Here is a 12,270-nt window from a genome sequence, read left to right as displayed (position 1 = left end):
TGCTCATCATTATAAGAGTTTGTTGATGAGCAATATACCAATGGTAAACCTTTAGCTACCGGAGGTTGAGTTCAACAAAACCTAAACTGTATTAAAACGCAGTTTAGCCAAACTGTTGTACTTCATTTCAAAGCGATATGGGAAGATATGTCAAAAATGATATTGTAAACAAAGTGCTTTTAAGGGACTTACCAAGCTTATACGGAATTAAAGATGTTCAAGAGTTAAATCGCTTCTTCACCTATATAGCCTATAATACCGGAAATGAATTTTCTTATGAGGCTAAGTCTAAGGAAAGCGGAATACAAAAAGACACTTTGAAAAAATATCTTGAATATTTAGAAGCAGCCTTTTTAATCAAGGTTTTGAATAAGGTCGGGATCAACACAAAAAGATTAAAGCGGATAATAAGTTTCAAAGTCTATCTAACTAACCCTTCTCTTCGAACTGCATTATTCTCTCCAATTACTGACATCGACCAAGAAATGGGAAATATGGTCGAAACAGCCGTCCTTTCCCAGTGGATGCATCGAGAGCAACTTGACCTAACATATGCAAGATGGAAAGAAGGCCGAAAAGAAGGGGAAGTAGATCTTGTATTAGTAGATGACAAAAGCTATAAACCGGTGTGGGGTGTAGAAATAAAATGGAGTAATCGGTATTATGATAAACCTCAAGAATTAAAAAGCCTATTGAATTTTTGTAAAGAAAACAAATTTGAATCAGCTCTCACTACTTCAATAGACCAATTGGGGTTGAAAGAAATTGAAGATATAAAATGGACATTTCTTCCAGTTTCTATTTACGCTTATAATATTGGAGAAATGAAAACAAATAATTAAAAAAACGAAAGCACAATAAGGTATATGGTGTATACTCTGTGGGATATGCACCAAATACAAAACCATTGGCCGTAATGTAAAACCACATTCTCGAAAACAAAGAAAATGACCCAATCTGAGATCATAATTTTAAATTTCACAGAAATAAGGAGAAGAAGTATAAAACTTTGGAAAGGACTGCCTGATGACTATTACAATTGGAAACCTGACGAAAAAGCAATGAGTGCGTCAGAAATGATTAGACACGTTTTGGAAGCTGATTATGGCTGGGACATCATTATTAATCAAGGAAATATGGCAAATTATAAAACACCTTGGGAAAATCGACCGTTCATAAGCCTTGCAGACGAACTTGAATTTGCTGAGCCCTATAGAAATACCTTTCTAGAAAGTGTTCGACAATTTTCGGATACAGAATTAAACGAGACTGAAATCGTTCACCCAGGAAATGGAGACAAGAAAATCCTTGCAAAATATTTGTTACGGATTGGCTATCACGAATCTGTTCACGCAGGGCAATTTCTGTCGTATTTAAGAGCAATGAATATTGATAGACCAAAAATATGGGATTGAAAAAAACACTACAGCCAATAATGGCTATAAGTAATTGCTTGTTCTCGCTTACTTCTGAAAATCCTCACGGATTTTCAACTTGGCCTGTACTTGTAAAGTTAAATAATAAATCACGCAACCTATCATAGTCAAACCATTATGAGTAAGGAAAACAGTACTGACATTAGGCAAAGTAAATAATTTAAATAATCAAGAATATGAAAAGGAAATTTATACTATCTAGTATTATGTTGATAATCTCTTTACAATGCTTTGCGCAGTGGGAATTGAAAGACACAACTGAATTTTCAGCAAGACAAGGTTTACCTAATTTCTTTGATAAGATAAATACAAAACAAGCCGTTAAAATTGGATTTATAGGAGGAAGCATCACTGCGGCAAATGGTTGGCGGCCTAAAATAGTATCTTGGATAGAAGAGCAATACGCCATAAAAGACTTATTCAGCTACAGTGCCGCCATTGGAGGTACTAACTCTAAATATGGCGTGTTTAGAATTGATGAACATTTACTGAATAAGTCCGACTTTGACTTGATTTTTATCGAATTTGCAGTTAATGATGGCGGTGCAAGCTCCTCTGATGTAGAAAAAAGTATGGAAGGAATGGTGCGTAAAATATGGTCAAAAAATCCATATACAGATATTTGCTTCGTTTATACAGTTAATACAGCTTCATTATCTGACAGTGAAAACGGTAAAATGAATATGTCTGCGACTAAACACGATTCAATAGCGTCATATTATGACATACCGTCAGTTTTATGGACTCCTCAAACTTTTAATATGATTGAGTCAGATTCTGTTGTTTGGTATGACAGCGATTATGACAAAACTACTTTCTTAAACAGTTCCGGACAGTACGTTTTTACAGCAGACAAAGTTCATCCAACAGATTTCGGACACGAAGTTTATAAGGATATTTTAGCAAAATGTTTATTGAAGATAGATACCTTGAGAGGTGTGAAAGAACATGTATTAAAGCCTGTATTGATTGCTGACAATTATGAAAACACAACGATGATTAAAGGTGTAGTAAGACAATCAAAAAATTTCGATTATGTTGATTCAACCGGACAGTTAAGCTATCTCGACAAATTTAAACCATCAGAAAATCCCTATTTTGTTTCTCAAGACACGAACGCTACTTACCAATTTTCCTTTATAGGGGATGAAATGGGTTTAGATATATTAGTTGGTCCAACAGGAGGAAGGTATATTATTGAGGTCGATGGAGTAAAAAATGAGTTTGCTAACTGGGATGGTTATTGTTCTTATTATAGAAAACAGTCAAGATTTGTGAAATTGAGTGAAACGAAGAAGCATATTGTGAAAATTTATCCATCCAGTCAACCTTTAACATTAGAGGAAAAAAGAAATTCATTAAACAATGATAGTAGAAAAGCGGACTTTGACGCTAATCCTGAGAAATATAATAAAAACGAATTGATTTTTTCACATATATTTCTGAATGGAACATTGTCTGATTAGTCAACTGATAATATGTCAAGGAGACCCCATTGATTGGTCTACCATTTTAATAAACAATGGCAGGTAATGTTTAAATATCAAGGCTTTTGGCCCGCTCAAGCTGCATGGCGGTTTGACAGGAAACCACCTGACAATCTACCACTATACCGTTAAGCCTAAATAAGGAAGATGACACCAAGACAAATTGAAAAAATCAAAAAGAAAATAAGAAGTATCAGAGCTACTTTAGTTGCTGAGAAAAGAAAATTTGGTTGCTTTGACGACAGTCGTGGTTTAAGGTATGTACCGCCAGGACTATTTATCAAAATTAATGATTTCAAAGGAGGTTTGACCTATTTGAATTGGTTTGAAAAGAATTTTAGTGATGACATAGGAATGCCTGACTTTTTATTTGAATGGCTTATTATACTTTTCAAGACAAAAAATTTAAAAAAAGCTGAGAAAAAAGCATTTCAAGTGTTTTTCGCTAATTCATACTTGTTTGATAAATACTTTGGCAGACCGATTAAACCAATTGAAAAATATGAATATTCAAACTTGACGACTCCTGAATTTACTGAATATTTCAATTATAGTTCAGACCAACATGAACTTGCTGACTTTTCTGACTGGCTGAAAGCATTTGAAAATTCTGAACAGTTTGTTAGAATAAAGGATAATTATATTATGACTACTAAAAAGCTTAAGAAAGTTAATGATAGAGAGACTAGATCATTTCTATTCGCTCACCTCAAACAAATTGAGTCGGAATTGAATTAAAAATAGGAATACGGATGGCAATAACTAAGCATTTTGACGGCTGAAACTTCCTATTCTGAATGCAGGGTTGGGCCTTGAGAAATGTCCAGGATCCCTTCGCCACCCGTCAGCAGGCTCAGGGGCCATGCTTAGAATCCACTTGAGTACCTTTGGTTATGATGAAGAGTTGAATTCCCTATTGCTTTTTATGCTACCTCAATATTAAAAGTGAATCGGAAAGTTCTATAACGGCTATTTATGGATAGGAGATTTAGGCGGCTAATTATATGATTTAGCAGGTTTTAGATATGCTAATAAATCCGGATTGTTGAGACGGATTCTTGTGAATTATCCATCAATTTGGGCCTTAAATTGAACCCTGTTTTTTAAATTTAATGGTAAAGCAACTATTTTTTAACTTGCGCTGAAGTCTAAATAATTAATTTTGTTGATTACCTACAACACTTATGATATCAAAAAGTATTTTAGCCTTTTTCCTGCCCCTTGTTTATTTTTTGCTATTTAGCTATCCAACCTTTTCCCAAACAATAAAAACCCCGGAGATTTATTTAGATCCTATTTTTAAGGTGGATTATGGCGATGCAACGGCAGACAAACCTCAATCAAAATCCTGGACCAATAAATATGGACAATGGCTAATCGTAGGTGATATAGACGGACCGAAGTTATTGAAAAAAGAACCTTTAGGATGGACGAGTCAAATTAAAGTTAACCAGGCATGGAAGAATTTGCCGCCTAGGGCTGATGTATTGAGCAAAGGTGATGAGACACATCTGGTCTTGGTGGATGAATGTGCCTTGACGGTAGTTAAACTAACTTATTTGCCCGAAAGTAAGGAATATCAACATCAATGGAAGGTTAACCTTCCTATTCCTGAAAGCTGTAATGCTATAGAAACGGCAACCATTACCCAAGATTCAAAAAATCAATTTTGGATTTGTGCTGATATGAATGAAAGCATCATGGTTTGGCATTCGCTCAACGGTCAGGATTGGGCCGATCCTATTATACTTGCGGATGACATTAATAAGGATGATATCTCATTAATCGTTGGACGAAAAGGCCAAGTATCTGTGATCTGGTCTAACCAAGATACCCAATCTATAGTGGAGCGGATTCACCGTGATGGTGATGCCTTTGATCAATGGTCACAGCCTGTAATTGTTCAGCAGGGAGACAATAATGCAGACGATCACTTGAATGCTACTGTTTTTGAAAATGGAGAAATGCTTTTGGTCACAAAGAGTAGTGTGGACAAAATGAATCAACCTCAATTTGTATTGCGAGTAAGGGATAGAACGGGCCATTGGACCAACATTCGCTATGAGAACCTAACCCAACAAAGAGGCCCTAGTCGCCCTATTATTAACCATGTGGCATCGGGGGAGATTTTTGAAATACATAGCGTAAGAAATCGAGAAGATAATCGCTATTTTATTTCTGTCAATGAAGTAATAAAAAAGAATGACAGCTGGCAGTTTAGAGAGTTAATACAACTTAAAACCAATATCTTAGGCAAAAATGGAGATGTCACTTCAAGTAAAGCTTGTTTTTTACCGGATGAGCCCAAACTAATATTTTTCTCAGATGATTTAGGTAATGTTTATTCCTTTGATCTCGATACCTTGTTATAGGTTTACCTAGAATTTAATTGACGCATGTATTTAACCTTAAAGAAGCTCAAGGAATTGCGCTTGTTTTGCCTCTAAAAATTAGATCCAATTAGTAAGATAGATGAGAAAATGTTCAGTTCCCATTTTAACCCTTCCATCTTTTGAGGGTTTTATTCCATTTGACCCTGAGGTTGGATGGTTTTTCTATTTTAGGTTTATGCATGGTGATACAGTGTAGTCCACCTCCATTATAATTGAGTTCAGTGGCATTTATCATCACCACTTTTCTGCTATGAAAAACTTCCTGAAAAGCTTTTCTGGCCTGTTCATCTTTTTGCCGTATAAAATCAGGGTCACCCGGGTTGTAATAGGCGGGTATCACCACCAAGTTATTGGTCAAGACAAAGTTTAAATAGCTGGTTACCGGGGTATAAAAGATTGCCTGGCCCTTGTAATTGCCCTGATCAAAAATAATAGGTGCCTGTGGTACTCGGATGATCTTAAAAGGGTTGCCATCCTGATCACTTGCATTCTTGAGTATCTGATAACTTTCTTCCAACCTTTCAAGCACTACTTGGTAGAATGGGTCCAAAGCCAGGTCTGCCGGATCTACTTGGGCCAGCAAGATGGTTTGGGCATCTGCAAATCGGCAGAATTCATCCACATGCCAATGAACTCCATTGCCATAAATATTGTCAATCACCGGGCCATTGTCAAACAGGTCGTCTTGCGGAATGCCTTTCTTTAGCCAGATGACATTTTTTTGTTTTAGCTTTTCTTTGTATTCCTTTTCAATTTCCTCCTTGCTAAGATCAGGGTTGATGTATTGTTCATGTCCCTCAATTAATATGATGGTTCCTCTGCCATTGATCTCACGCCCCCCACCGGAGCTGGACAACCTGCTTCTCATAAAAGGGATTCTCATTTTTGAAGCATATTGCTCATTGAATAAATTGTATTCCTGGTTTTCTTCATGGTGATAATGAAAATTAACCATTTCCTCCTGTCCCTGCTCATTCTGCATAAGGATGGGGCCATAATCCCTGATCCAGATATTGTCTTTTTCTAATTTAAAAGGAGATAGGCTGACATTTTTTAAATTGATCTTTCTTTGCCTGAATAATTTTTGTAGCGCTTCCGGCTGTTGGTTACGTTGGTTGTAGAAAAGCGTGACATGATCCACTTCTGCTATCTCCTGGATAAGTTTTAGTGATATTTCTTGAAATTGGGGTGTCCAGCAAATGAAAGTGCTCTCCTGTGGGTCAAATTCCGCTGAGGGATTGGCGGTATGCTTTAACTCATAATCTTGCTTGCAAGCACTGATAAAGAAAAAAAAGCATGACAAGAATACAAACAGACAGCAACGCAATCCTTGAGTCTCTGTCAATCCGAACCTGATTGTCATCTCAGGTGAATGGTGGATATGGTTTTTTATTCATAAGCTATAATAATCGGTTTAACCGATCAGGTTTATTAAAGCAATTTACAGAAATATTCTGATTATAATCTTAGTTTTTATATATATCCTTGGGGCTTAACCTGCAAACCGATGAAATAACAAACCCGAAATGAATGTTATGCCATGATAGCCCGAGGGCTCACAGTGATTGTATAGCAAATGCCAACAAAATTCCTTTAACCTTGCATGAATGCAGGTAGTTTACTTACTTATCATTACTTTTAAAGTCATTATTGAGGTTTAGCTTTCTGCAGTACTTTTATAGAATCATGGTGAGTAAGGAATGAGGTGTATTTTTATCTACCTAAGCCTTTTTACCATCATAGACTTCAAGGTAGAAGCATCACAGGAATAGGCGATACCGGCCCAAAACCAGAGTATTTTTAAAACTTTATCAAAACTAAAATAATGTTAGCCACTACACGCGAAAAATTAGAAACTGTAAGCACTGCCACACTTGCCACAGCCTTGTTCAAGCGAGGTTTGAAAAATCAATTCATTCAAGGGGTGAAACCTTTGGCAGAAGGAAAACCTACCATGGTTGGAGAAGCTTTTACTTTAAGGTATATCCCTGCTAGGGAGGATCTTAACCCAATCACTGTATTTCAAGACCCCAAGCATCCTCAACGGGTGGCGGTAGAGAATTGTCCTAAAGGAGCAGTACTTGTAATTGATAGCCGTAAAAACAGTAGAGCGGCTTCTGCCGGTTCAATATTGGCTTCCCGCCTTATGGTTCGGGGAGCAGCCGGTATTGTTACAGACGGAGGGTTTCGGGATTCAGCAGAAATTGCCAAGTTGGACATGCCTTCCTATCATCATAGGGCAAGTGCACCAACCAATTTAACCCTACACCAAGCAATGGATATCAATGTGCCAATCGGATGTGGGGATGTGGCGGTTTTCCCGGGAGATGTGATTGTGGGAGATGATGATGGGGTGATGGTTATTCCGGCTCACTTGGCTGATGAAATAGCCGAGGAGGCTATAAACATGACCCTCTATGAAGATTTTGTTACTGAGAGGGTATTGGCAGGACACACGATTGTGGGTTTATATCCTCTTACGAAAGAAGAAAATAGAGAAGCATTTGAGCTGTGGAAAAAACAGCAAGGGGGGACAAAGGGTGAAAAATAATTAAATTGACCGTTTGCTCAAGGCGAATCTTCATGCTAAATTGTCGATAGGACCTAATTAACTAAATATTTGATTAGTAAGACTTGGTTTAGGAGTTGCTTTCATTGGAAGGCAGAAATGGGGTGGAGGCCATGAATTTAAGAAAAAGAAAGATGGCACTTTACCCATGTCCCGAACCTGCGCTCAGTTGTAAATTGCTACCCAAAATAATTTTCTAATGATTAACTAAAAAATGTTTTCTGATAAAAATATAGCCAATACGAATTTAACACAGTAAAAGCATGTTAAGCATATTAAAAATAACAGGGGCAATGCTATGATAAAAAGCGTTCAATTTTTAACTTTGTGAATAGAGATAAAAAAATTTATGAGTGAATATAGTAAGTACCTAGAAGAGATAGAAGATAGGAAAAAGGATAATCTTGATCCGAAACCGATTGATAGTGCAGATTTATTGACTGAAATCATCGCACAAATCAAAGACCTTCATCATGAACACAGGAAAGATTCTTTGAATTTCTTTATTTACAATGTTTTGCCGGGTACTACTTCTGCAGCCATTGTTAAAGCTGAGTTTTTAAAAGAAATTATTCTTGGTGAATCTGTATTAGAAGAAATTTCACCTGCCTTTGCTTTGGAGCAACTGTCACACATGAAAGGTGGCCCTTCAGTAAAAGTATTGCTGGATTTGGCGCTTGGTGATGATGTTTCCATAGCAGAAGAAGCTGCAAAAGTCTTGAAGACACAGGTTTTTCTATATGAAGCAGATACAGATCGATTAGAAAAAGCATTCAAAGAGGGAAACCCTATTGCGAAGGATATTTTAGAAAGCTACGCAAAAGCAGAGTTCTTTACGGAATTGCCTGAACTTCCTGAGGAAATTAAACTCGTCACCTTCGTTGCAGGTGTAGGAGATATCTCAACAGATTTATTGTCTCCGGGAGGAGATGCTCATTCAAGGTCTGATCGACAATTGCATGGTCAATGCATGTTCGAACACAATAAGGAACAACAAAAAGAGCTGCTAGAACTTCAGGCCAAGCATCCTGACAAAAGGGTGATGTTGGTGGCTGAGAAAGGCACCATGGGCGTTGGTTCTTCAAGGATGTCCGGAGTGAACAACGTTGCACTATGGATAGGAAAAAAAGCTAGCCCATATATACCTTTTATCAACATTGCGCCTGTAGTGGCAGGAACAAATGGTATTTCACCAATTTTCCTTACTACCGTGGGTGTAACCGGCGGTATTGGTATAGATTTAAAAAACTGGAAAAAGAAATACGATGCTGAAGGGAATCTAATTGTTGATGAAAACGGAGAGCCCGTTTTAGAACAAGTATATTCTGTAGAAACAGGGACTGTATTGACCATCAATACAAAAACCAAAAAACTCTATGATGGAGAGAAAGAACTGATGGATATATCATCTGCTTTCACCCCACAGAAGATGGAGTTTATGAAAGCCGGAGGCTCTTATGCCATTGTATTTGGTAAAAAGCTTCAAACCATCGCAGCGAAAATCCTCGACATAGAATTGCCCTTAGTTTATGCGCCTTCAAAAGAAATATCGTATAAAGGACAAGGCCTGACAGCTGTAGAGAAAATTTTTAATGCAAATGCTGTAGGTACCACCGGAGCCGTGCTTCACGCAGGTTCTTATGTTCGTGCTGAAGTTAATATCGTAGGTTCTCAGGATACCACAGGTTTGATGACTTCTCAAGAATTGGAAATGATGGCTGCTACAGTCATTTCTCCTATTGTTGATGCCGGTTATCAGTCGGGCTGTCACACAGCCTCTGTTTGGGATTTAAAATCTCAACAAAACATACCAAAATTGATGAAATTCATGAATGATTTTGGTCTGATAACTGCCCGTGATCCTAAACATAAATATGCACCCCTAACAGATGTGATTCATAAGGTTTTAAATGACCTTACCGTTGATGATTGGGCCATTATCATTGGAGGAGACTCCCACACCAGAATGTCTAAAGGCGTTGCCTTTGGAGCAGATTCAGGTACTGTTGCGCTAGCCCTAGCCACAGGCGAGGCTTCAATGCCAATCCCGGAGTCAGTGAAAGTTACCTTTAAAGGTAAAATGAAAGACCATATGGATTTCAGGGATGTAGTACATGCTACACAATCTCAAATGCTAAAAGCTTTTAAAGGAGAGAATGTCTTCCAAGGAAGAGTGATTGAGGTGCATATTGGTACCCTTCCTTCTGACCAAGCTTTTACATTCACAGATTGGACTGCAGAAATGAAAGCGAAAGCTTCAATCTGTATCTCAGAGGATGAAACGTTGATAGAGTCCTTGGAAATTGCCAAAGGTCGTATCCAAATAATGATCGACAAGGGCATGGACAATCACAATCAGGTACTCCAAGGTTTGATTGATAAGGCCAATAACAGAATTGAGGAGATAAGAACAGGCAAAAAACCTCCATTAACTCCAGATGAGAATGCAAAATACCATGCGGAATTTGTAGTTGATTTGGACATCATTGATGAGCCAATGATCGCTGATCCGGATGTTCACAATGAGGACGTTTCTAAACGTTATACGCATGACACCATCCGTGAACTTTCCTATTACCAAGGGGAAAAACATATTGACCTTGGCTTTGTAGGTTCTTGTATGGTGCATAAAGGAGACATCAAAATAGTGGCCAAAATGTTGAAAAACATGGAAGATCATTATGGGAAAGTTGAATTCAAAGCACCTTTGGTAGTGACTGCCCCAACTTACAATATCATTGATGAGTTGAAAGAAGAAGGCGACTGGGAAATTCTCCAAAAATACTCCGGTTTTGAATTTGACGATGCTGCACCTAAAAGTAGTGCTAGAACAGAGTATGACAATATTCTGTACCTAGAGCGTCCCGGATGTAACCTTTGTATGGGTAACCAAGAGAAAGCTGAAAAAGGAGATACGGTGATGGCCACTTCCACGCGTTTATTTCAAGGAAGAGTAGTGAAGGATTCTGACCGTAAAAAAGGCGAATCATTGCTAGGCTCAACGCCGGTAGTTATCCTTTCAGCCATTCTAGGTAGAACACCTACCCTTGAAGAGTATAAGATTGCGGTTAAGGGAATCAAACTTACTCATTTTGCTCCACCGCTTAAAAAGATGACTTCTAAACCAAATCACCTTCTTTCGTATTAATACGAAAGGAAAAAGTGTAGCTTGTGGAAGTCAGTAATTTAAAGCGTATTTGGCAATGAATTACTAAGGTAATAGCATTAGAAATATATTTAAAGGCTGAGTTTTGAAGCCATTCCTAGTAAAGGAGTGCTTTCAGAACTCAGCCTTTTTTTTGGACGACTATTTTTACTTTCTATGCCATACTTGGTATAGAAAAATGTGTTGACCTGAGTTCGATTTTAAATCATCCTTAATAAACAACTATATCGTTTCTGGGAACCCTTTTAGTGGGTTTTCTGAGGTGGGAAAGGGGATGGCAGTCTCAACTTGTTCGGGATTCTTACAGCTTTCTCCACTAAAAGTCTTCCCTAAGCCTACCTATGACAGATTTTTATAAAACTGAATTGAGTTAAGGTCATATGATAAATTAATTTCCGCCTTGTAGATTTTCGGCGTTTAGAAATTTAAGTAGGGGTTGGCAAGGACACAGGCATATTTGACGTATAAATGAGTAATAAGTACCGGAAAGGCAAGCTAAATAGCTCAAACCTGAAATGCTAAAGTTTGCCTGTGTGAGGGTAGCCTTAAATTTTAGCCGAAAAGATACTCAGCGGCGGGTTTTCTCCTGACTTGCTACGCATCAGGACAGGCCTGACTAGCTCCGCTTCAGGACAGGTTGCTTACTTTTTTGACCACTGAATAAACTCGGGGCAGACCTGCAGCAAAAAAGTAGCAATAGTCAAGGTAAATGATATTGTATCGAAAAACGGAATTGTAAAATCATGAATCAACCAACAATACCAAATGGGGCACAAATGGAAAAGCATATGGTTAACTTTGCTTAATTAGGCTGCATTTAACTGACAATTAAACGTTCATTTCTTTTCCCCTGACTTGCTACGCATAAGGACAGGCCCTGAGTGAGTTATAAATCAGGGCAGGCATTGATGAAAAGAAACGAACCAAAGAAAAATCTAGCGAAATGAAATCTTCTAAAACAAGGTCCAACGCCGCCTCGTAGTTTTGGCATGGCCACCGTGCCCCAACATTAACAATTCCGTTAAAAATTACTATCCCGTCACTGCCTATTTGTGGGTCTCTGTTGGGGAAGGGTGCGGCAGTCTCATCTTGCAGGGGATTCCCGCAGCTTCCTCTACGCAAATTCCTCCTTACCAATGACGTGTTTATAAAACTGAATAAGGTTCAGGTGATATGATAAATTAATTTCCGCCTTGTAGATTTTCGGCGTTTAGAAATT

At 37.9% G+C, this 12,270-nt stretch carries 8 protein-coding genes; 7 read left to right on the top strand and 1 reads right to left on the bottom strand.

What is annotated here, in order from left to right; translation table 11 throughout:
* The first annotated feature begins 137 nt into the window (after nucleotides 1-137).
* From Q4534_RS13655 to Q4534_RS13635, 5 genes are all read left to right on the top strand, one after another.
* Nucleotides 138-842, top strand: a complete 705-nt coding sequence (locus Q4534_RS13655) for an ATP-binding protein (RefSeq protein WP_303613702.1) — start codon at nucleotides 138-140, stop codon at nucleotides 840-842.
* Between the two features lie 105 nt (nucleotides 843-947).
* Nucleotides 948-1,415 carry a DinB family protein gene (locus Q4534_RS13650; RefSeq protein ID WP_303613701.1) on the top strand — a complete coding sequence of 156 codons (468 nt, stop codon included), beginning with the start codon at nucleotides 948-950 and terminating at the stop codon, nucleotides 1,413-1,415.
* A 197-nt stretch (nucleotides 1,416-1,612) separates the two neighbouring features.
* Nucleotides 1,613-2,902 (top strand): SGNH/GDSL hydrolase family protein, encoded by a 1,290-nt coding sequence (locus Q4534_RS13645; RefSeq protein WP_303613700.1) that lies wholly within the window; start codon nucleotides 1,613-1,615, stop codon nucleotides 2,900-2,902.
* Nucleotides 2,903-3,070: 168 nt separating this feature from the next.
* On the top strand, nucleotides 3,071-3,661 hold the full coding sequence (locus Q4534_RS13640) for a hypothetical protein (protein WP_303613699.1): 591 nt from the start codon (nucleotides 3,071-3,073) through the stop codon (nucleotides 3,659-3,661).
* Between the two features lie 446 nt (nucleotides 3,662-4,107).
* Complete coding sequence (locus tag Q4534_RS13635; protein ID WP_303613698.1) at nucleotides 4,108-5,295, top strand: hypothetical protein; 1,188 nt, start codon at nucleotides 4,108-4,110, stop codon at nucleotides 5,293-5,295.
* 124 nt (nucleotides 5,296-5,419) lie between these two features.
* Here the strand turns inward: Q4534_RS13635 and Q4534_RS13630 are convergent, their stop codons facing one another.
* Complete coding sequence (locus Q4534_RS13630; RefSeq protein WP_303613697.1) at nucleotides 5,420-6,679, bottom strand: agmatine/peptidylarginine deiminase; 1,260 nt, start codon at nucleotides 6,677-6,679, stop codon at nucleotides 5,420-5,422.
* 462 nt (nucleotides 6,680-7,141) lie between these two features.
* Between Q4534_RS13630 and Q4534_RS13625 the strand changes: the two genes are divergently transcribed.
* Nucleotides 7,142-7,867: a ribonuclease activity regulator RraA gene (locus Q4534_RS13625; protein WP_303613696.1), complete on the top strand. Its 726-nt coding sequence runs from the start codon at nucleotides 7,142-7,144 to the stop codon at nucleotides 7,865-7,867.
* 367 nt (nucleotides 7,868-8,234) lie between these two features.
* Nucleotides 8,235-11,033 carry a bifunctional aconitate hydratase 2/2-methylisocitrate dehydratase gene (locus Q4534_RS13620; RefSeq protein WP_303613695.1) on the top strand — a complete coding sequence of 933 codons (2,799 nt, stop codon included), beginning with the start codon at nucleotides 8,235-8,237 and terminating at the stop codon, nucleotides 11,031-11,033.
* Nucleotides 11,034-12,270 lie beyond the last annotated feature (1,237 nt).

Origin of the sequence: Cyclobacterium sp. 1_MG-2023 (assembly GCF_030546805.1) — a bacterium.
In the GTDB taxonomy this organism is placed as follows: domain Bacteria; phylum Bacteroidota; class Bacteroidia; order Cytophagales; family Cyclobacteriaceae; genus Cyclobacterium.
The sequence above is the reverse complement of the archived record's forward strand: the minus strand, read 5'-3'. Positions and strand labels throughout refer to the sequence as shown.

Coding starts and splice junctions, on each gene's coding strand:
- Q4534_RS13655 (WP_303613702.1), top strand. CDS start 138: ATGGGAAGATATGTCAAAAATGATATTGTAAACAAAGTGCTTTTAAGG.
- Q4534_RS13650 (WP_303613701.1), top strand. CDS start 948: ATGACCCAATCTGAGATCATAATTTTAAATTTCACAGAAATAAGGAGA.
- Q4534_RS13645 (WP_303613700.1), top strand. CDS start 1,613: ATGAAAAGGAAATTTATACTATCTAGTATTATGTTGATAATCTCTTTA.
- Q4534_RS13640 (WP_303613699.1), top strand. CDS start 3,071: ATGACACCAAGACAAATTGAAAAAATCAAAAAGAAAATAAGAAGTATC.
- Q4534_RS13635 (WP_303613698.1), top strand. CDS start 4,108: ATGATATCAAAAAGTATTTTAGCCTTTTTCCTGCCCCTTGTTTATTTT.
- Q4534_RS13630 (WP_303613697.1), bottom strand. CDS start 6,679: ATGACAATCAGGTTCGGATTGACAGAGACTCAAGGATTGCGTTGCTGT.
- Q4534_RS13625 (WP_303613696.1), top strand. CDS start 7,142: ATGTTAGCCACTACACGCGAAAAATTAGAAACTGTAAGCACTGCCACA.
- Q4534_RS13620 (WP_303613695.1), top strand. CDS start 8,235: ATGAGTGAATATAGTAAGTACCTAGAAGAGATAGAAGATAGGAAAAAG.